The organism is Leucobacter sp. WKLB1, from assembly GCF_059696215.1.
Window position 1 is genome coordinate 1,070,406 of record NZ_AP046115.1, and the last position, 26,133, is coordinate 1,096,538.

General features: G+C 66.5%; 25 protein-coding genes. 7 read left to right on the top strand and 18 right to left on the bottom strand.

Annotated elements, in window-relative coordinates:
• The first annotated feature begins 133 nt into the window (after positions 1–133).
• Complete coding sequence (locus ACZF5Y_RS04925) at positions 134–1,225, top strand: CPBP family glutamic-type intramembrane protease (protein WP_497534715.1); 1,092 nt, start codon at positions 134–136, stop codon at positions 1,223–1,225.
• Here the strand turns inward: ACZF5Y_RS04925 and ACZF5Y_RS04930 are convergent.
• The 6 genes from ACZF5Y_RS04930 to mtnA all read right to left on the bottom strand — a co-directional run bounded on the left by ACZF5Y_RS04930 (position 1,203) and on the right by mtnA (position 7,705).
• Positions 1,203–1,670 carry a cupin domain-containing protein gene (locus ACZF5Y_RS04930; protein ID WP_497534716.1) on the bottom strand — a complete coding sequence of 156 codons (468 nt, stop codon included), beginning with the start codon at positions 1,668–1,670 and terminating at the stop codon, positions 1,203–1,205. The two genes, ACZF5Y_RS04925 and ACZF5Y_RS04930, sit on opposite strands and share 23 nt — an antisense overlap.
• Positions 1,670–2,584, bottom strand: a complete 915-nt coding sequence (locus tag ACZF5Y_RS04935) for an ABC transporter permease (RefSeq protein ID WP_053351835.1) — start codon at positions 2,582–2,584, stop codon at positions 1,670–1,672. The genes ACZF5Y_RS04930 and ACZF5Y_RS04935 overlap by 1 nt, the downstream gene beginning before the upstream one ends.
• Positions 2,581–3,846, bottom strand: coding sequence for an ABC transporter permease (locus ACZF5Y_RS04940; RefSeq protein ID WP_497534717.1), 1,266 nt, complete (start codon positions 3,844–3,846; stop codon positions 2,581–2,583). The genes ACZF5Y_RS04935 and ACZF5Y_RS04940 overlap by 4 nt, the downstream gene beginning before the upstream one ends.
• Positions 3,843–5,444, bottom strand: coding sequence for an ABC transporter ATP-binding protein (locus tag ACZF5Y_RS04945; protein WP_497534718.1), 1,602 nt, complete (start codon positions 5,442–5,444; stop codon positions 3,843–3,845). Before ACZF5Y_RS04945 ends, ACZF5Y_RS04940 begins: the two co-directional genes overlap by 4 nt.
• A 123-nt stretch (positions 5,445–5,567) precedes the next feature.
• A complete protein-coding gene (locus ACZF5Y_RS04950; RefSeq protein WP_053351837.1) occupies positions 5,568–6,623 on the bottom strand; it encodes a BMP family ABC transporter substrate-binding protein in 1,056 nt (351 codons plus the stop codon).
• Positions 6,624–6,661: 38 nt separating this feature from the next.
• Positions 6,662–7,705, bottom strand: coding sequence for an S-methyl-5-thioribose-1-phosphate isomerase (gene mtnA, locus ACZF5Y_RS04955; protein ID WP_497534719.1), 1,044 nt, complete (start codon positions 7,703–7,705; stop codon positions 6,662–6,664).
• Positions 7,706–8,125: 420 nt separating this feature from the next.
• Between mtnA and phoH2 the strand changes: the two genes are divergently transcribed.
• Positions 8,126–9,454, top strand: coding sequence for an RNA 5'-3' helicase PhoH2 (gene phoH2 / locus ACZF5Y_RS04960; RefSeq protein ID WP_497535298.1), 1,329 nt, complete (start codon positions 8,126–8,128; stop codon positions 9,452–9,454).
• A gap of 57 nt (positions 9,455–9,511) precedes the next feature.
• Here phoH2 and ACZF5Y_RS04965 read toward each other — a convergent pair whose 3' ends face one another.
• Entirely contained in the window at positions 9,512–10,006 is a 495-nt protein-coding gene (locus tag ACZF5Y_RS04965) for a tetratricopeptide repeat protein (RefSeq protein ID WP_497534720.1), read from the bottom strand.
• Between the two features lie 52 nt (positions 10,007–10,058).
• Between ACZF5Y_RS04965 and ACZF5Y_RS04970 the strand changes: the two genes are divergently transcribed.
• Together ACZF5Y_RS04970 and ACZF5Y_RS04975 are read left to right on the top strand one after the other, a co-directional pair.
• On the top strand, positions 10,059–10,742 hold the full coding sequence (locus tag ACZF5Y_RS04970) for a DUF4166 domain-containing protein (RefSeq protein WP_497534721.1): 684 nt from the start codon (positions 10,059–10,061) through the stop codon (positions 10,740–10,742).
• On the top strand, positions 10,742–11,701 hold the full coding sequence (locus ACZF5Y_RS04975) for an epimerase (RefSeq protein WP_497534722.1): 960 nt from the start codon (positions 10,742–10,744) through the stop codon (positions 11,699–11,701). Before ACZF5Y_RS04970 ends, ACZF5Y_RS04975 begins: the two co-directional genes overlap by 1 nt.
• A 102-nt stretch (positions 11,702–11,803) precedes the next feature.
• On the opposite strand, the gene ACZF5Y_RS04980 is transcribed toward ACZF5Y_RS04975, so the two are convergent.
• From ACZF5Y_RS04980 to ACZF5Y_RS04995, 4 genes are read right to left on the bottom strand one after another with little or no spacing between them, the layout of a single operon-like run.
• Positions 11,804–13,231 carry a class II fumarate hydratase gene (locus ACZF5Y_RS04980; RefSeq protein ID WP_275575610.1) on the bottom strand — a complete coding sequence of 476 codons (1,428 nt, stop codon included), beginning with the start codon at positions 13,229–13,231 and terminating at the stop codon, positions 11,804–11,806.
• A gap of 57 nt (positions 13,232–13,288) precedes the next feature.
• Positions 13,289–13,969 (bottom strand): carbonic anhydrase, encoded by a 681-nt coding sequence (locus ACZF5Y_RS04985; RefSeq protein WP_497534723.1) that lies wholly within the window; start codon positions 13,967–13,969, stop codon positions 13,289–13,291.
• On the bottom strand, positions 13,966–14,652 hold the full coding sequence (locus tag ACZF5Y_RS04990; protein WP_497534724.1) for a DUF4245 family protein: 687 nt from the start codon (positions 14,650–14,652) through the stop codon (positions 13,966–13,968). The genes ACZF5Y_RS04985 and ACZF5Y_RS04990 overlap by 4 nt, the downstream gene beginning before the upstream one ends.
• Positions 14,653–14,655: 3 nt before the next feature.
• Complete coding sequence (locus ACZF5Y_RS04995) at positions 14,656–14,901, bottom strand: exodeoxyribonuclease VII small subunit (protein WP_497534725.1); 246 nt, start codon at positions 14,899–14,901, stop codon at positions 14,656–14,658.
• A 107-nt stretch (positions 14,902–15,008) separates the two neighbouring features.
• Here ACZF5Y_RS04995 and ACZF5Y_RS05000 point away from each other — a divergent pair, with 107 nt between their 5' ends.
• Positions 15,009–16,178, top strand: a complete 1,170-nt coding sequence (locus ACZF5Y_RS05000; RefSeq protein WP_497534726.1) for a hypothetical protein — start codon at positions 15,009–15,011, stop codon at positions 16,176–16,178.
• Here the strand turns inward: ACZF5Y_RS05000 and ACZF5Y_RS05005 are convergent.
• Genes ACZF5Y_RS05005 through ACZF5Y_RS05015 form a run of 3 tightly spaced genes read right to left on the bottom strand, consistent with a single transcriptional unit; the run spans position 16,115 to position 19,753 of the window.
• Entirely contained in the window at positions 16,115–17,185 is a 1,071-nt protein-coding gene (locus tag ACZF5Y_RS05005) for an ABC transporter permease (protein WP_497534727.1), read from the bottom strand. The genes ACZF5Y_RS05000 and ACZF5Y_RS05005 overlap by 64 nt on opposite strands.
• 13 nt (positions 17,186–17,198) lie before the next feature.
• The gene (locus tag ACZF5Y_RS05010; protein ID WP_497534728.1) at positions 17,199–18,749 is read right to left on the bottom strand and encodes an ATP-binding cassette domain-containing protein; all 1,551 of its coding nucleotides are present in this window, start codon (positions 18,747–18,749) and stop codon (positions 17,199–17,201) included.
• An 8-nt stretch (positions 18,750–18,757) separates the two neighbouring features.
• Positions 18,758–19,753: a sugar ABC transporter substrate-binding protein gene (locus tag ACZF5Y_RS05015; protein ID WP_497534729.1), complete on the bottom strand. Its 996-nt coding sequence runs from the start codon at positions 19,751–19,753 to the stop codon at positions 18,758–18,760.
• 114 nt (positions 19,754–19,867) lie between these two features.
• Between ACZF5Y_RS05015 and ACZF5Y_RS05020 the strand changes: the two genes are divergently transcribed.
• On the top strand, positions 19,868–21,124 hold the full coding sequence (locus ACZF5Y_RS05020) for a class II histone deacetylase (protein ID WP_497534730.1): 1,257 nt from the start codon (positions 19,868–19,870) through the stop codon (positions 21,122–21,124).
• Between the two features lie 41 nt (positions 21,125–21,165).
• On the opposite strand, the gene ACZF5Y_RS05025 is transcribed toward ACZF5Y_RS05020, so the two are convergent.
• Positions 21,166–21,687, bottom strand: coding sequence for an Lrp/AsnC family transcriptional regulator (locus ACZF5Y_RS05025; RefSeq protein WP_497534731.1), 522 nt, complete (start codon positions 21,685–21,687; stop codon positions 21,166–21,168).
• Between the two features lie 98 nt (positions 21,688–21,785).
• Complete coding sequence (xseA, locus tag ACZF5Y_RS05030; protein WP_497534732.1) at positions 21,786–23,021, bottom strand: exodeoxyribonuclease VII large subunit; 1,236 nt, start codon at positions 23,019–23,021, stop codon at positions 21,786–21,788.
• A gap of 167 nt (positions 23,022–23,188) precedes the next feature.
• On the opposite strand from xseA, the gene ACZF5Y_RS05035 reads away from it, so the two are divergent.
• Entirely contained in the window at positions 23,189–24,220 is a 1,032-nt protein-coding gene (locus ACZF5Y_RS05035) for a 4-hydroxy-3-methylbut-2-enyl diphosphate reductase (RefSeq protein ID WP_497535300.1), read from the top strand.
• Between the two features lie 110 nt (positions 24,221–24,330).
• Here the strand turns inward: ACZF5Y_RS05035 and ACZF5Y_RS05040 are convergent, their stop codons facing one another.
• Entirely contained in the window at positions 24,331–25,089 is a 759-nt protein-coding gene (locus ACZF5Y_RS05040) for a DUF6264 family protein (RefSeq protein WP_497534733.1), read from the bottom strand.
• A complete protein-coding gene (fbaA, locus tag ACZF5Y_RS05045; RefSeq protein WP_497534734.1) occupies positions 25,089–26,117 on the bottom strand; it encodes a class II fructose-bisphosphate aldolase in 1,029 nt (342 codons plus the stop codon). The genes ACZF5Y_RS05040 and fbaA overlap by 1 nt, the downstream gene beginning before the upstream one ends.
• Positions 26,118–26,133: the final 16 nt, after the last annotated feature.

A 26,133-nucleotide genomic window follows, 5' to 3' on the forward strand; every position in this document is an offset into this window, starting at 1 on the left:
ATCTTCCGCTGAGTGCGTGGCGGTCAGCGCGACACGGCTGAATCTCGCAGTGGGCTAGGGTGGAATTGGGGCGCGAACCAAGTGCTGCGATGCGCGGCAGGGCATGCGGCCTCGCAATTCGAGGAGCCTGAACATGCCGGAACCGCACGAAATTACTGAGTCGACGGTCGACGTGCAGTCTGAGATGGCGGCGCGACCGGATCGCTTCGCCCGCGTGCCCTGGGGTGCGCTCGCGCTCTTCGTCGTCGTGTCGTTCGGGCTCGCCTGGGTCGTCGCGCTGCCGCTCTGGGTCAAGGACGCGAGCGAACCAGGCTATGAACTCCTCTTCACCGCCCTCGCGGCCGCGATGATGTTCACGCCGACGATCGGCGCCCTCGCCGCAGTATTCATTGCCCGTGCGCCGCGCGGCGAACGCCTACGCCTGCTCGGTATCTGGCCGCTGCGACCCGCGAAACGGGTGGTCTGGTTCGTCGTCGCGGCGCTCTTCGCACCGCCCGTCATCACGCTCGCCACCATCGGCGTCGCGGCACTCTTCGGGTGGGTGCGTCTCGATCTGACAACATACTCCGGCTTCCAAGAGTTGCTCGACCAACAGCTCGCATCGGTGAGCCCCGACACCGCCGAGATCGCTCGCCAGAGCCTGCCGCCCATCGGGCTGCTCGTCTGGCTGCAGATCATCACGATTCCGCTGCTCGCCCCGGTCAACGCGGTGTTCGCTCTGGGGGAGGAGCTCGGCTGGCGCGGCTGGTTGCTCCCTGCACTGCGGCCGCTCGGCACCTGGCCGGCGCTGGCGGTCAGCGGTGCGCTCTGGGGTCTCTGGCACTCGCCGGTGATTCTGCTGGGCTACAACTTCGGGCTGCTCGACTGGCGCGGGGTCGCGCTCATGGTGGTTGCGTGCGTGCTGTGGGGTGCGCTGCTCGGGTGGACGCGCCTGCGCACCGGGTCGGTCTGGCCGGCGGTGTTTGGGCACGCGTCGTTGAATGCATCTGCGGGCATGGTCGCCATGTTGGTGGCTGCCGGTACGCCGCTGAACCCCGTGCTCGTGCTGCCGCTCGGAGTTGCCGGGTGGATCGTGGTCGCGGTGATTCTCGTCGTGCTGGTGCTCACTGGGCAGTTCGGTCAGGATCGCCAGCCCGAGCTCGCACCGAAGCGTCCAAAGGCGGTGTGGCAGCCGCCCCGACCCGATGAGATGCCTGAGACGACTACGCCGACGCCGGGCGCGTGAGCTCGGCGATGCGCTGCGCCGCCTCGGGGTAGCGAGCCTGCAGCTCCTGGCGCTCTCCGAGCTCGAAGCCGTTCCACTCGAACGGGGGTGACATCGTGGTGCCGACGAGACTCCATGAGCCGAGCGATGAGGAGCCCTGCATCACGCCCGGGGCGACGACGGCTTGCGGCAGCTGCCCCGCTTCGAGATCTGGCCCGAGGATGCGCTCTTCACTGCGCCCGTCGGGGTGCAGCAGGAGCAGACGCAGCGGATCACCGGCGTACCAGTGGTAGACCTCGACCGACGCGAGCGCGTGCAGCGCTGAGAAGTCGGGGTCTGCCAGCAGGTAGTAGATCGCGCTGGAGTGCTCGTCCAGGTGCATGCGGCGGAACAATCCACCCTCGTGTTCGAGGGGTTCGAGCTGGAGGCGATCCACCCACCGCGCAGCCTCAGGGGGAAACTGCATCACGCGAGTGCGGCTTCGCGGGTCTTGCGGAAGCGCTTGCTCAGCAGGATCAGCACGATGAGGGTGACCACATACGGGCCGGCATCGGTGAGCTGCTGCGGCAGACCGAACGACTGCAGACGGAAGCCGATGGCATCGGCGAAGCCGAAGAGCAGCGCGGCACCGAGCACGCCGACCGGGTGCGCGCGGGCAAGCATGACGGCGACGACCGCGATCCAGCCGCGTCCCGCCGACATGTTCTCGGTGAACTGCACAACGTTGCCGAGCGCGAGCTGCGCGCCGCCGAGGCCCGCGAGGGCGCCCGAGGCGAGTACCGCGCCGAGCTGGTAGCGCTGCGGGTCGACGCCCATCGTCGCGGCGGCGAGCGGACGCTCCCCGACGCCGCGCAGGCGCAGACCGAGCGGGGTGCGGAAGAGCACGATCCAGAGGGTCGGAACGAGGAGGAGCGCGAGGTAGCCCAGCGGGGTGAGCGAGAAGAGCACGCCGATCCAGGGGATGTCGGCCAGCACTGGAATGCGCCAGACCGGAATGCCGACGATACCCGGGTTCTGGAACACGCCCTGCACGTCGAAGATGGCGACGAGCAGGAAGCTGGTCACGCCGACCGCGAGGATGTTCATCGCGACGGCGAGCACGATCGGATCGCCCTTGCGATACACCGCACCGTACCCGAGGATCAGCGAGAAGAGTGCCCCGGCGAGCATGGCGACGATGGTGCCCACGATCCAGCTGTGCGCGAAATACGATGCGGCGACGGCGGAGAACGCACCGACGAGCAGCATGCCCTCGAGGCCGATGTTGAAGATGCCGGCGCGCTCCGCGAGCATGCCGCCCAGAGCTGCGAGCAGAATCGGGATGAGGGAGCGCAGCACCGAGCCGATCAGGTCTTGGTCGAAGAGTTCCAGCAGATTCATCGTGCCGACTCCTGGGTCTCAGCGGGCTCCGCGGTTGCGGAAGCGGTGGCGGCGGCCGGGACGGCGGCGCCGGGGACGGGAGTATGCAACGCCGCGAGCGCCGATTCGGCGAGTGGCGGGCCGTCGAGCGGTGGCCCGTCTTTTGCGGAGGCCGCCCCGCCGCGCTTGCGGAAGCGGGGGAGCGCGACGCGGAACGCGAGCAGGATGATGACGAGTGCCTGGATGACCGCTGCGATCTGGGGTGACAGCCCGAGCTCGCGACCCATCGCGTCGCTGCCCACCATGATGGCGGCGAAGAACAGGCCCGCGATGACGATGCCGATCGGGCGGTACAGGGCGAGCAGGGTGACCAGCAGCGCGGTCCAGGCGAAGTTCGTCTGCACGAAGTAGCCCTCGATGAGGCGGGTGCTCGGAGCGCCGATGATCAGCATGAGTCCGAACATTCCAGCGATGCCGCCGGAGAGTGCCATCGTGCGGGTGACCAGCGGTCCGGGCTTGACGCCGCCGTAGCGCACGAACTCTGCATTTTGACCGCTGAGACCGGCCTCGAAGCCGTACCGCGTGCGGCGGTTGACGAAGATCGCCGCGATGACGACGATGATCATGATGACGAGCGACCAGTTCACGCCGGTGAGCACGGCCGTGATCGGGCTTGTCGGGCCCAATGAATTGCGAAGTGTCTCGGCCAAGCCGGAGTCGCGCGGAACGATCATGTTGAGCTGCACCTCGGGGCGCAACTGCTGCGAGGCCACCTGATCGGTGCTCGGATCCTTGAGCTGGAATCGGATCAGCCACGAGGAGAAGTAGCGTGCTGGGTAATTCAGCAGCAGCGTCGAGAGCAGAATCGGTACGCCCAGGAGGTTCTGCAGCAGGGCTGAGATGAGCCCCCAGAGTGCGCCGACGGCGATCGCGACGATGAAGGCCAGCGGCACGACCAGGAACGCCGGGCCGGGCAGGTAGATGGCGACGATGCCGCCGGCGAGCGCACCGAGGCCGGCTTGGCCCTCGGTGCCGAGATTGAGCACGCCGGCACGGAATGCCACCGCGATCGCGATGCCGATACCGATGATCGGTACGGCTCGAGCGAGCGTGTTCGCGAGGCCCACACCAGAGCCGAATGAGCCGTTGACCATCGCAGCGTAGCCGCTCAGCGGATCAACGCCTGCGATGATCATGAAGCAGGCGCCGATGAGCAGCGCCAGCACGACCGATACCGGGATCGGCCCGGCAAGCCAGTTCCCGGCCTTGCGAGCGACGTTCATCGGGCGACCCCATTCTGATCGGGAGCGGTTGCGAATGCCGTGCCGGAAGCTGCGCGCAGTGCGGCAAATGCGCCGGGGCGGTGGCGCTCTTCGGGCTCGTGGCCGGCCATGTACAGGCCCAGCAGGGCCTCGGTGGCCTCTGCTTTCGGTACCTCGGCGACGACGCGGCCCTCGAACATCACGAGGATGCGCGAAGACAGCGACAGGATCTCACTGAGTTCGGCAGAGATGAGCAGCAGTGCGCCGCCGCCATCGCGATACTCGCAGAGCTCGCGATGAATCGACTCGATCGCGCCGATATCGACGCCTCGCGTCGGCTGTTCGGCGATGAGCACAGGCGAGCCGTAGTCGAGCTCACGAGCGACGACGACTTTCTGCAGGTTGCCGCCCGAGAGCGTGCCGACGGGCGTCGAAGGCCCGGCGATCTTCACCCCGAAGCGACTGATGAGTCGCTTCGCATGCTCGAGCATCGCGGCGCGCGAGAGGAGTCCGCCGCTGAGAATCGGTGCGCTGCGGTGGTGGCCGAGCGCGAGGTTGTCGATCGCGTCTGCAGAGCCCGCACTGCCAACGGCGTGCCGATCTTCAGGGATGTACGCGATGCCGCCGTCGCGTCGCTGCGCGATCGAGGCGCCGCTGAGATCACGATCCGCGACTGAGACCGAACCCGAGGTCGCCTTGCGCATGCCGATGATGGCCTCGGCGAGCTCGACCTGACCATTGCCGGCCACGCCGGCGATGCCGACGACCTCGCCGCGGCGCACGAAGAGACTCGCCGCGCTGACCGCGTCGCGTTCGCCAGAACCCGGAACGGAGAGTTCGGTGACATCGAGCACGACGTCACCGGGGTCGTGGGCTGGAGGCGGCGTCGAGAGATCCACGTCGCGCCCGGTCATATGCCGGGTGATCTCCGCGGGCGAGCTCTCGGCGGTCACGAGTTGCGCAACGTTGCGCCCGTCGCGGAGCACGGTGACGCGGTCGGAGATCGCCATGACCTCGCCAAGCTTGTGCGTGATGAGAATGATGGTGCGACCGTCGGCCTTGAGCGCGCGCAGCACCTCGAAGAGGCGCTCGGTCTCTTGCGGGGTGAGCACGGCGGTGGGCTCGTCGAGGATGAGCACGCGGGCTTCTCGGTAGAGCGCCTTCACGATCTCGACGCGCTGGAGCACGCCGACGGGCACCGAGTCGACGCGGGCGGTGGGGTCGAGCGACAGTCCGTACTTTTCAGCGATTTCCGCGACCTTGCGGTTCGCCGCCTGGCGGTCGATGAGACCGCGCTTCGTGGGTTCGCTGCGGAACACCACGTTCTCCGCGATCGTGAGCGAGGGGAAGAGCTTGAACGACTGGAACACCATGCCGATGCCGGCATCGATGGCGTCGAGGGGGGAGGAGAGGGTGCGGAGCCCACCGCGAATGTAGATTTCGCCCTCATCGGGTTGGTAGACGCCCGCGAGCTGCGACATCAGAATCGACTTGCCAGCACCGTTCTCGCCCATGAGTGCGTGGATCTCGCCGGATTCGACCTCGAAGTCGACATTGTCGTCGGCGAGCACACCGGGGAAACGCTTGGTGATGCCGCGCATCGAGACTTCGGCGACCATGCTCGCTCCTTCTGACGGGTGGTGAATAGAACTCGCCAATCGAGCGAGCGCAGGGAGTCGACACCCAGGCTACTGCGTCGGGTGCCGACTCCGCTGCGCTCGATCGACCGGCGGAGGGGGCGCTTAGGCGAGGGGGTCGGTGACCTTGATCTTGCCCGAGACGATGTCGTCGCGCGTCTGCTTGACCTTGTCGAGCACCTCGGTGTTCTCGACGACGGTGCACTGCGAATCCGCGGCGTCATCGGTGAGGCTGACGATCGTCATGCCCTCTTCCTTGAGGCCGAACGAGGTCGTCGCATCCTTCGAGCTGGTGCCGTCCTCGATTTCGCCCACGACGGTCTCGATGACCTTGTTGACCGACTTCACGGTGCCGTCGACAACGGATCCGGGAGCGATCGGGCACTGGTTCGCGTCGACGCCGTAGGTCGAGAAGCCCTTCTCGGCCGCGGCCTCGATGATGCCGCCGTTCGATGCAGCGCCCACGGCGAACACCTGATCGACACCGGTTGCTGCGAAGGCGAGTGCCTGCTCCTTGCCGCGCGCCGGATCGGCGAACGGGTTGTCGCCACCGATGACCTGCGGAGCGACGGCGTCCACGTCGGGGTTGACGCTCTTGGCGCCCTCGGCGAAGCCGTCCGAGTACTTCTTGAGCAGATCGTTGTCGACCGAGATGACCGAGCCGACCTTGTTGGCCTGCGTCAGGAGACCGGCCTCGACGCCGAGGAGGTACGAGGGCTCCTGCTCGCGGAAGGTCGCCTGGTAGAGGTTTTCGGGTGCACCGTCGACGAAGGTGTCGATGAGGAGGAACTTCTGCTGCGGGTTCTGCTCGGCGAGCTCCTTGGCGACGTCGCCGAACTGGAAGCCGAGCATCACGACGACCTCGGGTGCCTTGGCGATCGCGGTCTCGAGGTTCGAGCGACGGGTCGCGTCGTCCTTCGACTCGTACGTCGTCGAGGTGCCCTCGAACGTCTTCGCGACCGACTCGATGCCGACCTTGCCCGACTTTAGAAACTCGTTCTGGCCGATCGGGTCGCTCGTGATGTAGATGAAGTTCGGGCCGTCGCTGGCCGCTTCATCAGCGGACGAACCGCCGCCACCGGAGCATGCGGTGAGCAGCAGGGCGGCCGAAGCCGCGCCCGCGACGAGTGCCGCACGAACGCGGCGCTGAGTGAAGAACATGGATGTTCCTTTCGAACGGAAGGGGGATGGGATAGAGCTTACGAGCGCAACGCGTCGAGCGACACACTGCCGGGCGTCTCGCCACGGCCGGGCAGGATCACCCGTCGTTCCGTCACGATGGCCGTGATGAGTTCGTGGGGCGTCACATCGAATGCGGGGTTCACGGCTCCGATGCCCTCGGGGGCCGTGCGCACGCCGCCAAAGCCGGCAACTTCGTCGACCCCGCGGTCCTCGATCTCGATGTCGGCGCCGCTCGCGGTGCGCATGTCGATGGTCGATTCGGGGGCGACGACGATGAAGGGCACGCCGGCGTGCTGCGCCGCGAGTGCGAGGGAGAAGGAACCGATCTTATTGGCGGAGTCACCGTTCGCCGCGATGCGGTCGGCGCCGATGAAGACGGCGTCGGCGATCCCGCGAGAAAGCAGGAACGGGCCGGCCGAATCGATAAGGAGCCGGAAGGGCGCCTCCATGCGCTGCAGCTCCCACGCCGTGAGTCGTGCCCCCTGCAGCAGGGGACGGGTTTCCAGGGGGAAGGCCTCCTCGAGGGAGCCCTGCTCGAGCAGCGTCTGGATCACGCCGAGCGCCGTGCCGCGTTCGACGGTGGCGAGGCTGCCGGTGTTGCAGATCGTCATCACGCGTATGCGATCCTTGCCGGTGAGCTCGCGCGTCAGGTCAGCGCCGCGCAGGCCCATCGAGATGCAGGCCGCGATGTCTTCGTCGCGGATCAGGAGCGCCTCCGCGAGGATTGCCTCGGCGCCGGAATCAAGCTTCGTCAGCGCGCGATCCACGCCCCAGGAGAGGTTGACCGCGGTAGGACGAGCCTCACGCAGGATGAGTGCCTGGCGTCGAACCTCATCGCGATCGAGCTCATCGTCGCCGTGCTCGGCGGCCACGCTCGCGGCGATGAGGGCGACGCCGAGTGCGCCAGCGACACCGAGTGCCGGAGCGCCGCGCACCGCGAGTCGCTGAATATCGTCGATCAACTCCGGGAGCTCCGTGATGCGACGCATCTCGACCCGCTGAGGGAGGAGCGTCTGATCAATGAGTTCGATGGCTCCGTCGACCCAGTCGATCGTGCGCAAGCGGTGCTCCTTATTCGTGACGGAATTCGCCGAGAGGGAGGCGCAGAGGTCCTCACCCCAGACTGCGGTATCGCAGCCATCAGAATACCCGACGGCGGGCCCCCGCATCACCCGCTGTGGAACTCCCACAATCACGCCCGATTCAGTGCGGTGACGCAATTCGTTGACGTACACGACACGAAGCGTTCACAGATCGCAATGCGTGTCTTGTCGCGGGATTCGCGTCGCGCGGCGTAGCGTGTGACGCATCGGGCAGGGTGCCCGATCGAGGAGGCCGGTCGGTCACCACCTCGGAGCTACTGGCCAACTCGCTGAGTCGGGGCCCTGCCCCGGAGCAGAGGAGCCATCGTGGCTGAGATCCATCACTCCGCATCACCCTCGCCGGTCGTCCCAAGACCGGATGCTCACTCGTCGGCGACCCTGTCGCCGAGTTCGCCCGAGTTGTTCGGCGACACCCTGCAGGCCCAGCGCACCTACGTGCTCGACACGTCGGTGCTGCTCAGCGATCCCGCGGCACTGTTCCGCTTCGCCGAGCACAGCGTGGTCCTCCCGATCGTCGTCGTGATGGAACTCGAAAAGAAGCGCCACGATCCCGAACTCGGGTACTTCGCGCGGCGGGCGCTGCGCATTCTCGACGAGCTGCGCGACAAGCACCTGCGGCTCGACTTCCCGGTGCCGGTCGGCGACGCGGGCGGATCGGTGCGCGTCGAGCTCAACCACAGCAGCATGGACGGGCTGCCGAGCGGCATGCGCCTCGGCGACAACGACACCCGGATTCTGGCGGTGGCGCAGAACCTGGCCTCCGAGGGACTCGACGTCACGGTCATCTCGAAAGACATGCCGATGCGTCTCAAGGCCGCGGCGCTCGGACTCGGCTCCGAGGAGTACCGCGCCGAACTCGCTCGTGACGATGCGTACACCGGCATCGCCTCGGTCGAGCTCGACGAGGAGCAGATGAAGCACCTCTGGGAGGACGACCGCATCGACGATGTTGAGGGGGCCGCGGGTCTTCCGTTCGGCACCGGCCTCGTGCTCACCTCGCCTCGCGGGTCTGCGCTCGGTCGCGTCGACGGCGATCGCTCGCTGCATGTGGTGCGTGGGGATCGCGAGGTCTTCGGCGTCTCGGGCCGCAGTGCGGAGCAGCGTCTCGCGATCGACCTGCTGCTCGATCCGCAGATCGGCATCGTCTCGCTCGGCGGCAGCGCCGGCACGGGCAAATCGGCCCTGGCGCTCGCGGCGGGCCTGGAAGCGGTGCTCGAGCGCCGGCAGCACCGCAAGGTCATGGTGTTCCGCCCGCTCTACGCCGTGGGCGGTCAGGATCTCGGCTACCTGCCGGGTGATCATCAAGAGAAGATGAACCCCTGGGCCCAGGCGGTCTTCGACACGCTCGGGTCGATCGTCTCGGAGAACGTGCTCGATGAGCTTGTCGCGCGCGATCTCGTCGAGGTGCTGCCGCTCACGCATATCCGCGGGCGCTCATTGCACGACGCCTTCGTGATCGTCGACGAGGCGCAGTCGCTTGAGCGGGGCGTGCTGCTCACCATGCTCTCGCGCATCGGGCAGAACTCGCGCGTGGTGCTCACGCACGATGTGGCGCAGCGCGACAACCTGCGGGTCGGCCGCTACGACGGCATCGCCGCGGTGATCGAGAAGCTCAAGGGCCACCGTCTCTTCGGGCACATCACCCTGACGCGCTCCGAGCGCAGCGAGATCGCCGCGCTCGTGACCGATCTGCTCGACACCCCGTAAGTCGACGGCCGAGGGTCGGGTGCGGCTTCGGCCCCGCCCGGCCCTCGGTGGTTCGGGCTATGCCTCGTGCGTGTCTGACGCGCGCACCTCTGCGGCGTAGCCGCGCAGAGAGCGGTGGTAGCGCGGCAGCGTCGGCACGAGAGCCTCCAGCGCGACGGCCAGGGCAGCGCCGGGGCGACCCGCTGAGTGCAGTGCGAGTGCGAGAAATGCGGCTCGTGCCGACCCGAGATCGGGGTGGTCGGCGCCGTTCTCGAGCATTGCGACGGACTCTTCGAAGCGACCGAGATTGCGCAGCGTCGAGGCGAACTGAATGTCGAGCTCCGCGCGTGCTCGGCCCGACAGGCCCAGCTCGACCGCGCGGGCGTAGAGCACCGCGGCCTCGGCCTCCAAGCCCGCGGAATCGTGTGCCCCACCGAGCTCGAACGGGCCACGAGGGTCGTCATCGGGAAGTTCTGAGACAAGCCCGGCGATCCGATCGATCACTGTGTCAGGGGTCGCCTCATCATCCGCCCACACCGCATCGATGCGAGTCTGCCAGTCTGAAGTCTCCACGCGTTTCGCTCCGTTCGAGAAAGTTGAATCTCACCCCTGTTAGCTTGGGAGTGTGTCGCCGCGCCAACCGCCCGAACCGAGCTCTCCCTACGAGCGGGCGCTCGCGGCGCTTCGGGTGACGGGCCTGCGCACCGTCGAGGCGTCGGGCGGTGTCGATGCACTCCACTTGACGCTACAGCAGTACTTCGCGACGATACCCGAGGGGCACGTCGGGCGCGGTCGCGGCGTGTTCGATCGTGTCGGCACACCACGCTGCTGGTTGCACCCTGTGTTCCGTCTGCTCGAGCGTCGCGGCGTGGTGCGCGCCACCTGGGCGCGCGACGTTCCGTTCACCGTAGAGAACCGCACGATTTCGGGTCGTGCGGTCGGGCGCCGAAGCCTCGAACTGCCGGATGGGCATTGGCAGATGCGCGACTCCGTCGGGCTGAATGCGCAGGGTCGGCTCGTCGACGAGATCGGTGAGCCCGCGACGATTGTGGCGAGTTTCGACCTGAGCGCGGGCGCTGATGGTGTTCGCCTGGTCAGTCGTGAGGTCGGCCTGGTGCTCTTCACTCAGCGGGGCGACCGGCGTCGCGTACTGCGACTACCGAGGGCGATCGCACCCGTGGTGCGTCTGCACGAACGCTTCGACGCTCTGGCGCAGCGGCAGCGCGTCAACGTCACGATCGACGTTCCGTTCTTCGGGCGGGTGTACCAATACGGCGGTGCATTCACGTACTGCATCGAGGAGGAGTAATGAACGAGGGTCGGGTCGTCTTCGGCGGCGCATCAGGATTCATGGGGCAGTATCTGCAGCGGCACTTCCGTGCGGCTGGGCGCGAGGTCGTCACGATCTCGCGGAGCGGGGCCGACCTCGCTTGGGGCGACGGCGACGGCGTCGCCGCGGCGGTCGAGGGGGCCGCACTCGTCGTCGGGCTCGCCGGGAAGAGCGTCAACTGTCGGTACACACCCGCGAACCGCGCCGAGATCTTCAGATCGCGTCTCGACACCACGGCGCAGCTCAGTCGCGCCATCGCCCAGGCATCATCGCCCCCGCCCGTGTGGGTGAACTCCTCGACCGCGACGATCTACCGGCACGCGGAAGACCGCCCGATGACCGAGCGCGCCGGCGATATCGGCACCGGGTTCTCGGTTGACGTCGCGACGGCATGGGAGGCCGCGCTGTTCGCGGATGAGCTTCCGCACACGCGCCGCATCGCGTTGCGCAGTGCCATCGTGATCGGCGATGGCGGGGTGCTCGGTCCGCTCCAGCGTCTGGCGCGGCTCGGACTCGGCGGGCCGCAGTTCGACGGGCCCTGGCCCGTGTCGCGCCGCCGCCGGGAGGCCGGAACCGCGCACTTCCCGGGTGCCCGTCGCGGCACCCAGCGCTTCAGTTGGGTGCACGTCGACGACGTGGCGCGCATCATCGACTTTGTGGAAGAACGCGCCGATATCTCGGGGCCCGTGAATGCTGCAGCGCCGAACCCCGTCGACAATCGGGAGTTCATGCGCACCGTCCGTCACATCGTCGGCGTTCCGTTCGGGCCGCCGCTGCCACGATGGATGCTGGAACTGGGGGCGATCGGCATTCGCACCGAAACAGAGCTCGTGCTCAAGAGCCGCTGGGTGCTGCCGGGCGTGCTCGACGATGCGGGGTTCGTCTTCGCGCACCCCGAGCTCGAGCCGGCGCTGCGCGAGACACTCGCCCGCACCTGACCCACGCGCTCGCCGCGGCGCCACCGCATCGCCACATATGTCAAGGGGCCCGGGATCGCGTGATCCCGGGCCCCTTGCACCCGTTGTAAGGGTGGTGACGAATTACTTGGCGACGCCCGGGTGGGTCATTGACAACAGGTCGAGTGCCTGATCGAGATCGGCCTCGGTGACCTCGCCGCGCTCGACGTAGCCGAGATCGACCACGGCTTCGCGCACGGTGATGCCCTTCTTTACCGAGTGCTTCGCGATCTTCGCGGCAGCTTCGTAGCCGATGAGGCGGTTGAGCGGCGTCACGGTCGACGGGCTCATGCCGGCGAGGGCAGCGGCGCGTTCGAGGTTTGCTTCGAGACCGTCGACGGTCTTGTCGGCGAGCACGATCGACGCGTTCGAGAGCAGGCGGATCGACTCGAGCAGCGCGGTGCCCATGACGGGGATCTGCACGTTGAGTTCGAACGCACCCGAAGCGCCGGCCCACGCGATGGTCGCGTCATTGCCGATGACCCGAGCGCAAACCATGAGCACTGCTTCAGGAATCACGGGGTTGACCTTGCCCGGCATGATCGACGAGCCCGGCTGCAGATCGGGGATGTGCAGCTCGGCGAGACCGGTGTTGGGGCCCGAACCCATCCAACGGATGTCGTTGTTGATCTTGGTCAGCGACACGGCGATGGTGCGCAGGGCGCCCGACGCCTCGACGAGACCATCTCGGTTCGCCTGCGCCTCGAAGTGGTTGCGGGCCTCGGTGATGGGGAGGCCGCTCGACTGCGCGATCTCAGCGATGACCTTCTCCGGGAAACCGAGCGGGGTGTTGATGCCGGTGCCGACGGCGGTGCCGCCCTGGGGCACCTCGGCGACGCGGGGGAGGGCGGCGTCGATGCGCTCGATGCCGTAGCGAATCTGTGCAGCGAAACCGCCGAACTCCTGGCCGAGGGTGACGGGTGTCGCATCCATGAGGTGCGTACGGCCCGACTTCACGGCGGTCTTCCAGAGTTCGGCCTTCGCCTCGAATGCCTCGGCGAGGTGCGCGAGGGCCGGCTTCAGCTGCTCGATGAGCGCCCCGGTCACGGCGATGTGCACCGACGTCGGAAAGACGTCGTTCGACGACTGCGATGCGTTCACGTGATCGTTCGGGTGCACGGGTGCACCGAGGTGGCGCGACGCGAGCGTGGCGAGCACCTCATTGGTGTTCATGTTCGACGAGGTGCCCGAACCGGTCTGGTAGGTGTCGACCGGGAACTGGTCGTGGTGCTCGCCGGCGATGATCTCGTCGGCTGCCGCGACGATCGCCTGCGCGATCGGTGCCTCGAGAATGCCGAGCTCGCCATTGGCGATGGCGGCGGCGCGCTTGATGCGCGCAAGCGCCACGATCTGCGCAGGCTCGAGCCCCTTGCCCGAGATGGGGAAGTTCTCGACGGCGCGCTGGGTCTGCGCTGCGTAGAGCGCATTCTTGGGAACGCGCACCTCGCCCATGGTGTCGTGCTCGATGCGGTACTCGGTCTCGGCGCCGGCGGCGCTGCGATCTTCGGTCACAATCATCCTTCGTTTCGTGGATACTGCTCGGGGTCGGAGAAAGTCGTGGGGTGCGGCTCAGCCGGCGATGGGGGTACCTGCGGCGATGTCGAGGTGCCCGACCGCGCTCACCGCGACGGCTTGGCCCTCGGCCAGACGGTACTGGCAGCCGACGATGCCGAGCGTGCCGGCGGCGACGGCGTCGCTGATGATGCGAGAGCTGCGCAGCAGCTGATTCACGGTCGCAGCGAGGTGCACGCGGCCGACGGCGTCGGCGTCGATCGTCGATGCGTCGACGTAGGGCGTATCGCGGTGCTCGCGGAGCCAGAGCTCCTGCACCGACGGCAGGATCGGTGCAAGCGTGTTCTCGACGGCCGTCGGCACGGCGGCCGGATTCTGCTCCATCTGCCCGATCGCGGCCGCGACCGCGCCGCAGGAATCGTGCGCGAGGACGACGATCACCGCGACGCCGAGGTTGGCGACGGCGTATTCCATCGACGCCGTGATCGACTCGGCGACGACATGGCCCATATTTCGGGCGATGAACAGGTCGCCGAGGCCGGCATCGAAGATGATCTCTGCCGAGAGTCGCGAGTCCGAGCAGCCGAAGAGAGCAGCGTCAGGATCTTGCCCCTTGGCCAACTCGTGACGTCGCTCGACATCTTGACGGGGGTGCTGCGGCCCGCCTGCGATGAAGCGCTGATTGCCGTCGACGAGGGCGTTCCACGCCTGCTGCGGCGTGACTCTGGGGGCGGTCATGCGGTTCCCTTCGGGGTGTCGAGCGACTCGGCGACCTGGATCGCGAGTTCGCGGAGAGTGGCTGAGGAGTCGGTGCCGTAGACGAGGATCGTGTCGCCGTTCCACGTGGTCTGCAGGCCGAAGAGCATGTTCGACTCGTCGGGGTTGCGATCGGAGTGATCGTAGGTCACCCAGTCGAGGCCGCCGAGGGTCTCAGTGCCGGTGGGAGACTGCTGTTCGAGCTGCTGCGACACCCAGACGTCGTCGACCGGGCTCCCGTCAGCGGTGAAGCCCTGCACGACGGCGGCGTACGATTCGATGCGCGTCGCCTCGTCGACCGTGGTGTAGTTGATCTGCCAGGAGGTCACGTCACCGCTGCGGCGCAGCCCGGCCTCTTTCGCCTTCCACGCCGCCGGAACTTCAGGGGCGGCGAGGTCGCGACCCGCGCTGGGGGATGCTTCGACCGCCGCGGTCTGCACATTGATGCTCTGCTCCGCGAAGGTATTCGCGCCGCCGCGAGGCACGGCCAGGAAGATCACGAGCACGAGGCCGAGACTGACGAGTAGCGAGAGCACCAGGTTGTTCACCGTCTTGCGCTCGCGGTAGAGCCGGCTGTCGCGCGACTTGCGCGCCGAGGTCTCCGCTGCGGTTTCCGGGCGCCCGAGCTCGGCGACGACTACCGGGGGTTTCTGCTTTTTGGCCATCGGTTACGCGTCGTGCTCCGTTGAAGCGCCGGCTTCGCCCGCAGAGGTGCGCGCAGCTTCAAGGCGCTTTCGGGCCCCGAGCAACCACTCTTCGCACCGTGCAGCGAGCGCTTCACCACGCTCCCAGAGCTGCAGCGACTCCTCAAGGGTCGCACCGCCCTGCTCGAGGCGGCCGACCACCTGAATGAGTTCGTCGCGCGCTTCCTCGTAACCGAGGGCGGCGGGATCCGGAAGCACCGTATCTGCCATGAGCTTCAGTCTACCCGCCGCCACCGACACGAACGCCCGGAGCGGATCCGCTGCGCGACCGCAACAGAATTCGGGTGTGACCGTGCAGACGCCCGTAGGCTGGACGCATGTTCAGGCTGCTGTTCTTCGTCGGTGTCGGATTGGTCGTCGGAGGCATTGTCGTCATGGTGGTCGGGCCGCCCGGGGCAGGGGTCTGGGCCCTGCCCGTGGGCATGACGCTCATCATCGGCTGCGGCACGTTCGTGCTCATCGGCAAGTCGGTGCGCGGGGTGCAGATGCCGGGCGACGACGTCATTGCGGCCGCCCGCGAGGCTGGGCGGCTCGGAGTCGCACGCGTCGACGCGCTTCGTCAGACGGGAACGCAGATCAACGATCAACCGCTCTGCGAGATCGAGCTCACGGTGCAGCCGCGATCCGGAGCTGCGTTTCGCACCTCGATGCGGGAGATCGTACCGATCACGCACATTCCGGCCGTGCAGCCGGGGGCGCGTCGAGTGGTCGCGATTCTGACCGAAGAGGGGCCGGAGGTCGCTTTCCTTCCCGATGACGTCGAAGCAGATCCGTGGCGCGGCATCGTGATTCCCGATGCGTCGACCGCCGGCCCGGTGCGCGTCGGTGACGGCGGCGTCATTCGCGCTGACGGTTCTCGCCGCGGCCCCATCATCAGCGTGGGCAGACGCGGGCGCCCGCTGCGCATCGTGCTCTTCGTCGCCGCCGCACTGGTTGCTGCCGTTGCCGTGGTGCTGCCCTACCGGGTCGCAGCTGCGCAGACGGTCGCTGCGCTGCAGCACGGCCAGTTGCGTCCCGACTACCGCGAAGCGGAGCCCCTCGGTCAGGCACTCGCCGCGCTGGAAGCCGCCATTGGTCACGATCAGCTCATCAGTGCGGTCGTTTCCGACGAGTACCTGATCGTCGAGGCGCCGCTTGTGCCCGGTGAGAACGCCACAGACCGATGGATGTATCGAGGGGGAGCGGTGACGCATGACGGCGCCGCGACGATTCAGCCCGATACTCCACTCGAGGCCTTCTCGATTGACGATGTCGACTGGAACCGGCTCGCTCCCGCCGCCGAACGGGCGAGCATCGAAGCTGGAATTGAGAACACCGATGATGTGAGCTTCTCGATCGGGCGTTCGACGGACTCCGACGTGTCGTCAGAGACATTCGCGAAACAGGTCGGTCCGGTTGTGATCAACTTCAGCGTGTCCGACGATTACCGTTCCGAATCATTTCGCATGAACGCCGACGGCTCCGGGTTCGAGGCGCTCGGCGGCTGAGCGGAACCGTCGCCGAGTGCGGATGCCACTGCGCGTTTGCCGAGTTTCGCCCATGACGTTCTGATCATGCGCTGAATCGAGCTGTCGAGCGCGACCGCGACGATCAACGTCGCTCCGACCAGGATGGTTTGGAGAAACGGCGAGGCCTGCATGAATACGAGCCCGGCTCGCAGCACGCGGAAGAAGAGGAGCCCGGCAACCACTCCGCTGATACACCCCACACCGCCCTCGAAAGCGACGCCTCCGAGCAGCACCACGGTCAGAACTTCGAGCTCGAGTCCCGAACCGATGTTCGGGTTTGCCGACTGCACCTTCGCGGAGAGGAACAATCCGGCGAGGGCCGAGAATGCCCCGGTTGCGACGAAGAGCAGGAAGCGTGAGCGCTGCACGTTCACTCCCATGAGTCGTGCTGCGCGCTCGCCGCCCCCGATGGCCTTGACTGATTTGCCGAACGTCGTGTGGTTGAGTACATACCAGCCAAGGGCGATCACGACGATCAATGCCACGATTTGAATGGGCACGGGCCCCACTTTCATCGTGCCGATCGCTCGGAAAGACTCTGGGAGTTCTGCACGCGGGATCGTGCGACCATCAGAGAGGAGCAGTGCGAGCCCTCCCCAGACACTCAGTGCGCCGAGCGTCACCACGAACGAGTTGAGGCGCAAGTACGACACCAGGAAGCCTGTGATCGCACCAGCGAGAACGCCCGTGCCGAGTGCCGCAGCGAATCCGACGATCGTGGACCCGGTGGCGCTCATCGTGAGTCCACCGGTGATCGCGGACACCGAGGCGACGGACCCGACCGAGAGATCGATCGTGCCCGACATGATCAGGAACGTAGCGGGAATCGCGATCAGGCCGAGTTCGGCGGCCTGGAGCAGGATGCTCTGCCCGTTCGCCAGAGTGAAGAAGTTCGGGCGGAGGATCGAGAAGACAGCGATGAGGACGACGAGGGCGAGGAAGATACCGTTCTTTGCGGCGAAGATTTTGACGCGTTCTGTATTCATGTGAGGATTCCGTTCAGGCGCGCGCGGGCTCGGCTATGGCGAGCAGTGAAGTGAGCAAATCGGCGTTAAAAGTGTCGGAGCGGGAGACCTGGGTGAGTTGGTCGCCGAGAATGGTGTAGGCGCGGTCGCACATGCTGGCGATCTCGTCGGACTCGCTCGAGGCGACGATCACGGCCGCACCCTGCGCAGCGGCGTCGCGAGCCGCTTCCACGATGTCGAGTTTGGCGCCCACATCGACACCCTGCGTCGGTTGAGCGAGCACGAGCAGAGTGGGCTGGGCAGGGTACAGCCATCTGGCCAACAGGTGTTTCTGCCGGTTGCCGCCCGAGAACTGGGACACCTCGGCGTTGGCGGAGGGGCCTCGGATATCGAGCGCTGTGCGAGCGCGGGCATAGATCTCGGCGCCGGAGCTCCCCGACACCCACCACCCGCGTGACCGGCTTGAGGAGTACCAGGGAAGCATGACGTTATCGAGTGCTGTCTCGGACGCGATGAGGCCCTCGGTGTCGCGATCTGGAGGCACGGAGAAGACGCCGTGATGAATCGCCCGCGCGGGCGAGGTGAAGCGTACCGTTCGCCCGGCGAGGCGATACGGTATGGGATCCGAGGCGGCCCCCGAGAGCTGGGTAGCCAGGGCGAATTGCTCTCCACCGGCCATGCCGAAAACTCCGACAACCTCGCCCGCGCGCGCGGAGATCTCACCGCCCGGGGTCTCGATCGAGAGAACCTCGTCGCCGGGTTCGGTGTGCGTGAAGTCGAGGGTGCGCAGATCTGGCACCAAAGCTTCGGCGAGCTTGGTCGGAGTGAACTCGTCGCTGGGGCCGTCCACGACGATGCGACCGCCGCGGAGCACGATGATGCGGGTACAGACCTCCATGATGTCGGGGAGGCGGTGGGAGACGTACAGTACCGCGACGCCACGATCCGCGAAGCTGCGGATGAGCGCGTGGAGGGCATCCGTCTCGGCACGGCCGAGGGCCGCGGTCGGCTCGTCGAGCAGCAGCACCTTCATCTCGCCCGAAAGTACACCGCGCGCGAGATCGACCAGTTGACGTTCGCCCAGACCCAGCGCCTCGACGGGCATGTCGAGCGGCAGATCCGCTCCGACCGACAACAGCGCATCGCGGGCGATCGCGCGCCGCTCGGACGCGCGACGTCGTGGTCGCGCAAGAAACAGGTTTTCGAGCACGCTCATGTTCGGTGCGAGAGTGGGCTCCTGATGGATCACCGTCACTCCTCGCTGCGCAGCCTCGCGGGGCGTGAGTTGCCCATCGATTCGGGTACCGTCGATACTGAAAGCACCGGCGGTCGCTCCGATGACTCCGGTCGTCACATTGAAGAGCGTGCTTTTGCCCGCTCCGTTATGCCCGAGCAGCCCGACGATCTCTCCCGGGCGCACGGCGAAGCTGATGTCTTCGAGCGCGCGGGTGGCGCCGAAATCGACGGTGACTCCGTCGTAAATCAGGCGGTCGTCGCCTGTGGTAATGGTGCATCCTCTCGCAGTGGTGGGGTGCGCTTGAGACGCACGGAGATGGGTGAGGTGACGGCCGAACGCGGCCGTCACCCGCTCCGTCACTGGTTCGCGAGGAGGAAGTCTTCGGCATTCTCGCTGGTGACCTCGGTCACCGGCACAGTCTGGTTTTCGACCGGCTTGCCCTCGGCAGCATCCACGAGCATGCGTGCGTTCGCCTCTGCAAGCTGGCGTGCCGGAGCGATGTACGCGTAGCGCCAGAACGAGTTCGGCTCCTGGAAGACCTCAAGTTCGGCGTCAGTCGCATCGAGGTTGAGCAGCAGCATGCTGTCGTCGGTCGGCGAGACACCCGAATCGGTGAGCGCCTGATACGCGCCGAGAGCGGGATCATTGGCGATCGCCAGCCACACCTTCGTCTTCGGTGCGGTGTTCAGCTGATTCTGCACGGCGGCGTACCCGTCATCAAGACTCAGCACCTTGTGCTCCGTGATGTTGAGATTCAAGTCCGCATCATCGAGTGCCTCCTGCATGCCGGCTCCGCGCAATCGCCCGAGGTCAGTGTCGGGCCAGCCGAGGAATGCGACGTCGACTTGCTCCGAGCCGTACTTCTCCTTGATCCACTCGGCTGCCTTTTCACCGGCCTTCCGGCCATCGGCCTCGTGGTCGAGCGTCACGGCGGCCGTGACGCCGTCCCAACTGCTGCCGTATCCCAGCACCGGGATCCCGGCATCCGCCGCCTGCGAGGTCACGGCGACCATCGCATCGGATTGCACCGGATATCCCATCACTGCTTTGATGTCGCCTCGAACGAGCCAGGACTCCCAGTCCTGCACCTGCGTTTGCGCGTTCCACTTCGGATCGTCCGTGACGAACTCGTAGCCGGCATCGGTCACGATGTCTTCCATGAACGGGAGCATGTCATTCCAGATCTGAATGTCGAGGCCCGCGAAGCTCATGGCCACCGCGCCCTTCGAGCCATCGCCCGAGGTTCCGCCATCGGCTGAGCTCCCCGAACTGTCGGATGTGCAGCCGGTCAGTGCGAGCGCCGCGGCCGCAGCGAGGGCGATGCCGCCGAGAATTCCACGGGTGCGTTTCATGAGGTGACTCCTTCGTCGGTGCTCGGGCGGCTTCGATGCCGTCCGCTGCGAGCCGACCCTGGATCGCAGCGTCACTATGACAACACGCATTGCGCTTAACAGTCAACAATTTAAATGTTTCATTTACGTTTCGACATTCATATTGGGATTCTGGTTGTGATTTTTGAATTATCGAGGATATGGTTATGGCCGTCGGAGTGGACGACGATCACCGGTCCGCTCGGCGAACGGATATCGGAAGGACACGCAATGGAGCGCAGAACCGGATATGTGTGGCACGAGCAGTACGCGTGGCATGACACAGGAACGCACGCAGGTATCTATCCCTCGGGACGATTCGTGCAGCCTTACCAGAACTTTGAGAGCCCAGAATCGAAGGCTCGATTCGCGGGCCTCGTCGAGGTTTCAGGCCTGCTCGAATCTCTCGTGCGCATCCCGGCTCGTTCTGTCGAGGCCGAGGATCTGCTGCGCGTGCACACCGCGGGCCATGTCGAACGCATTCGCGAGCAGTCGGATGCCGGGGGAGGAGACGCGGGAGACGGATTCTCCCCGTTCGGGCGAGGAGGATACGATCTCGCCCGGCTCGCCGCCGGAGGCACGCTCGCCGCCGCAGAGGCCGTTCTCGACGGAGCAGTCGACAATGCCTACGCCCTTGTGCGGCCCCCGGGCCATCACGCCGAGCCCGATCAAGGTCGTGGGTACTGCCTCTTTGCGAACGTGCCCGTTGCGATCGAGGCTCTTCGGGCAGCCGGGCGTCTGCGCCGGGTGGCGATCTTCGACTACGACGTGCACCACGGCAACGGCGCGCAGAAGATCTACTGGGACGACCCCGACGTGCTCACGATCTCGGTGCATCAGGATCGCCTCTTCCCCGTCGACAGCGGGTTGGTCGATGAGCAGGGAACGGGTACCGGGGCTGGATCGAACATCAACGTCCCGCTTCCTGCCGGCTCAGGCGATGGAGCCTATTGGTCAGTGGTCGAAGAAGTGGCCGGTCCCGCGATCCGTGCGTTCGCGCCGGATCTGATCTTCGTTTCGAGCGGGTTCGATCCATCGGCGCTCGACCCGCTGGGGCGGATGAGTGTCACGTCGGGGGGATTCCGTGGGATCGCCGAGCGATTGCTGGCGATCGCGGACGAGGCATGTGGCGGGCGGATCGTATTCTCGCATGAGGGCGGCTATTCGCCGGTGCACGTGCCCTTCTGCGGGGTGGCGGTGCTGGAAGCCTTAAGCGGGGTGCGCACCGGAGTTGAGGATCCGTTCGACCTTTCGGTCGGTCAATCCCCGGCCCGCGAACTCACGGATTGGCAGACCGAGGTGATCCAACGTTCGGCCCAGCTCGCGCGGGCGCTCGGCCTCGTTATCGAATGAAATATGCGGTCGGCCCCGAACGGAACTTGGGGCCGACCGAGTTACCGGCCGCTGGTCAGCGGAAAGATCGGCCGATGCGTGTGCACGGAGTCGTAGAGGAATGTCTCGATGTGTGAGACGCCCGGAATCTCGCGAATTTGCCGGTTGATGAGTGTGAATAGTTCACCCGGCGTCGTCGCGTACACTTCGACGAGAATGCTGAAGCGGCCGGATCCGAGCACGACGTAGCGAACGCCGTCGAATGCCGCGATGCGATCGGCGACCGCGTCAATGTCGCCGGACACTTCGATCTGCAAGCTGGCGATGCTGCGGAGACCGACCGCATTGGGGCTCGTCACGCCGATGACACGGACGACCCCGCGTTCTTGCAGCCGCTTGACGCGGGCACGCGCTCCGCCCGGCGTCAGGCCCACTTCGGCGCCGAGGTCCGCGTAACTCATGCGACCGTCGCGCTCGAGCAACAGGATGAGCTGCTCGTCGAGTTCATCGAGGGCTCCGAATGACTCCGAAGTCTCGACCTGAGGTGAGTCGGACTCGGGGTCGTACTTCCGCACTTTCGCCATGCTGTGCAGTATGGCACGCTGAGTACCCGCGCGGGGCGTGATTCGCCTGAGCGCGTCGGGCGTCGTCTCGGACGTTATTGAGCGAACGGCGCTCCACATCAGGTTCCGCGAGACACCGCCGCAATTCGCCCGCCCGCGAGCGAAATTCTCAGCACAGTGCCCGTCGGTGCAGCGTCAGGATCACGAAGTACGTCGCCGGCGTCGCCTGCTTCGGTGACCACTTGAGCGATCGCGTAGCCGCGCTCCAGTGTGGCCTGCGGTGAGAGCGCGGTCAGTCGAGCGCGCGTCTCGGCCAGCGCGCGGGATCGGTCTTCCACTGCGCGATCAGCCAGCTCCGCGCCCCGCGCGATCCACCGCACCAGTTCTTCAGCTCGCTCATCGACCAGCCGGTCGGGGGCGGCGAGCACCGGTCGGCCTCTGAGCTGGGCGATGCGATCGGTTTCGTGCGCGAGCAGTTGGCTGACTCGCGTGCTGAGTCGGGCACGCGCCTGATCGAGCCCCGCGAGTTCCTCGCCGACGTCGGGCACGATGCGTTTCGCGGCGTCGGTGGGCGTCGATGCGCGCAGATCGGCGACCTCGTCGAGTAACGGCCGGTCTGCCTCATGGCCGATCGCACTGACGATTGGGGTCGTCGCGGCGCTGGCCGCCCGCACGACGCGCTCGTCGCTGAACGGCAGCAGATTCTGGAAATCGCCGCCGCCGCGAGCCACCACGATGATGTCGACTTCGGGATCGCGATCCAGCGCCTCGATACCCGAGGTCACTTCGCCGGCTGCACGGTCGCCTTGCACGGCAGCGTAGTGCAGCTTGAACTTCACTCCGGGCCACCGCAGCGTCGCATTACGGATGACGTCTTTTTCAGCGTCAGAATCTTTGCCCGTGATCAGACCGATGAGGTTTGGCAGAAATGGAAGACGCTGCTTGCGCTCGACCGCGAACAACCCTTCCGACTGCAATTGACGACGCAGCCGTTCGAGCCGCTCGAGCAGCTCGCCGATGCCGACGTGGGACAGGTCGAAAACCTGCACGGTGAGCGAGCCGCCCTTGACCCAGAAGTTCGGCTTCACCAGGGCGACCACGCGGTCGCCCTGCGCGAAGTCGCTCGTGAGTCGCTGGGCGACCGAACGCCAGACCGTGAAACTCACCGTCGCGTCTTGCTGCAGGTCGCGGAGCTTGCCGTAGACGTGGCCGCCCCGCAACTGCCACTGCGTGATCTCACCCTCGATCCACACCTGCCCGAGTCGATCAATCCAGGCCGCGATTTTCTCGCTCATCTGGGCGACCGGCCACGGCGCATCACGCGTGGCCGGAGCCTGAGCAGGTGCCTCTGTCATGCGAGTCAGCCTATCCGTCGGTACCGACAATCGGGGGAGCCGTCGGTGCGCTGGGCCGGCGTGAGCCGCGGCGGAAGTGTGCAGGGAGCGGCGGTAGAATCTCAGCCATGAACGACACGCGGGTGCAGCATCAGCGCACCATCGGTGCGCCTGTCGTGACCCTGGCGATGCCGCGCCTGCGCCGTGAGGCCGGGCGATTGCGTGACCGCCCCGTCGACGGCATGAAGAAGGTGCTGCTCGCCGCTCCCCGCGGATACTGCGCGGGAGTCGATCGTGCGGTCGTCGCCGTCGAGAAGGCCCTCGTGCGTTACGGTGCTCCCGTCTACGTGCGCAAACAGATCGTGCATAACGTGCACGTCGTGCGCACGCTCGAGAAGATGGGCGCGATCTTCGTCGAAGAAGTCGATGAAGTGCCCGAGGGCGCGCACGTCGTCTTCTCAGCGCACGGGGTGTCGCCGGCCGTGGTGCACGAGGCCGCGGATCGCGGGCTCCACGCAATCGATGCGACCTGCCCGCTCGTGACCAAGGTGCATCGCGAGGCGGTGCGGTTTGCGAAGCAGGATCTCGAGATCCTGCTGATCGGGCACGAAGGTCACGAAGAGGTCGAGGGTACAGCGGGAGAGGCGCCTGAGCGCATCACGATCGTGAATTCGCCCGATGACGTCGACGCCCTCGAGGTGGCCGACCCGGATCGTCTCGTGTGGCTCTCGCAGACCACGCTGTCGGTCGATGAGACGATGGAGACCGTGCGCCGCTTGCGCGAGCGCTTTCCCAATCTGCAAGATCCACCGAGCGACGATATTTGCTACGCCACGCAGAACCGCCAAGTCGCGATCAAGCAGATCGCCCCGCAGGCCGACCTGGTGATCGTCGTCGGATCCGCCAACTCCTCGAACTCGGTGCGCTTGAAAGAGGTCGCGCTCGAGTACGGTGCGCGGGCGGCCTACCGCGTGGACTTCGCGAGCGAGGTGCGTCAGGAATGGCTCGATGGGGTGCGCACCGTCGGCGTGACGAGCGGCGCATCGGTGCCCGAAGTGCTCGTGCAAGAGCTGCTCGACGATCTTGCCGACGCGGGCTACGCCGATGTCGAGGCCGCGGTGACTGCAGAGGAAGACCTCGTCTTCTCGCTGCCGAAAGAACTGCGGCAAGATGCCGCAGGCAACCGCGACGCCCGGGCGCTCGGCGGCCGCGTGCGCTGACTCGTCTGAAATCGCTGCACCCACGGCGAACGGTGAGACACGCACTACGCGTGAAACAGGCTGTGCCCCCGACGCGACGGCATCGAGGGCACAGCGGAGAGCAGCGCTGGTTACGGCTGCGACATGTTCTCGAAGTAGTCGAGAATCTTGCCGGTCGAGCTCGGGTCTGACGCCGCGTTCACCAGTTCGGGCACATTGAACATCATCACCGTCGTGAGCACGATCGTGCCGATCACAGCGATAGCGCCCGCGGTCAACGGGACCCAGAATGCGATCTTTCCGGCGCGCATGCGCTGGATCGAGAAGATGAGCGAGACGGCATACAGTGCAATCACGACGATCGCCGAGATCGTGCCGACTGAGCCGATCCAACCAGGTACCGAGAAATCTTCGAGCTCGAGCGCGGAGCCGACGAGCGAGAAGCTCGCCGAGATGTTCATCAGCGAGCCCGCGATCTGCAGTGCGCCGAACGCCCCGAGAACGAGCAAGATGATCGTGAACACGAGATCCACCGTGCGTGATTTCGGTGCGCCAGGCGTCGACGGTGCAACCTGTTGCACGGGCTGTGCTGTCTGCGTTTGCTGCGGCGCAGCGGCGCGATACGGTTCAGGATCGCTCGCCCGGCCAGAGGTCGCGGACTTCGGGGTAGCTGCGGCCTTCGGTTCGGATGCTGACTGATCGCCGCGCACACCGAGATTGTGCGGCACTCCCGGGCCGGGGGTCGCCCCGCCTTGCGGCGCCGCTGCTTGCGGCAGTGAGGTGCCCTCGGCGGTCTCCGGCTTCCACTCCCAACCCTCGGGCGCGAGCTCTCCGTAGGCCGGAAGCGGGCGCTCCGCGGGGCGAGCGGATTCGTCGTGCGGAGTTGTCACTACGCGCTCACCGACTTCCCGGCCGAGCCGAGCTGCTGCGCGGCCAGTGCGACGCGCTCGGCCATCGCCGACTCCGTGACCTTGCCCCAGGCGCGGGGGTCGTACACCTTCTTGTTGCCGACCTCGCCGTCGATCTTCAGCACGCCGTCGTAATTCTTGAGGATGTAGTCGGCGAGCGAGCGCGTAAACGCGTACTGCGTGTCGGTATCGATGTTCATCTTGATCACGCCGTTGCGCACCGCCTCGGCGATCTCTTCAGGCGTGGAGCCCGAGCCGCCGTGGAAGACGAGGTCGAGCGGCTTCTCGCCGACGCCGTACTTCGACTGCAGACCCTGCTGGATCTCCGCGAGCAATTCGGGGCGCAGCGAGACGCCGCCCGGCTTGTAGACGCCGTGCACGTTACCGAACGTGAGTGCGGTGAGGTAGCGGCCCTGCTCGCCGAGGCCCAGCGCCTCAACTGTCGCAACGGCGTCGTCGAGCGTGGTGTACAGCTGATCGTTGATCTCGTGGCTCACGCCGTCTTCTTCGCCGCCGACAACACCGATCTCGACCTCAAGAATGACGTTGATTGCCGCGAGACGAGGGAGGAGCTCCTGAGCGATCTGCAGGTTCTCTTCGAGCGGCACTGCCGAACCGTCCCACATATGCGACTGGAAGTAGGGGAGCCCGCCGTTCTTCACGCGCTCCTCGCTGGCCGCCACGAGCGGCAGGAGGAAATCGTCGAGCGCGTTCTTCGGGCAGTGGTCGGTGTGGAGTGCGACCGTGACGTCGTGCGACTTCGCGACTTCTTCCGCGAACTTCGCGAAGGCGATGGCGCCGCCCGCGCGGTTCTTGACCGTGTGCCCGGCGAAGTAGTCGGCGCCGCCCGTCGTGACCTGAATGATGCCGTCGGATCCGGCCTCTGCGAAGCCCTCAAGGGCGGCGTTCAGAGTTTGCGAGCTCGACACGTTGACGGCGGGGAAGGCGAACGCCCCCGTCTTCGCTGCGTCGATCATGGCTGCGTACTGTTCCGGGCTTGCGACGGGCATGCGCGCTCCTTGACTT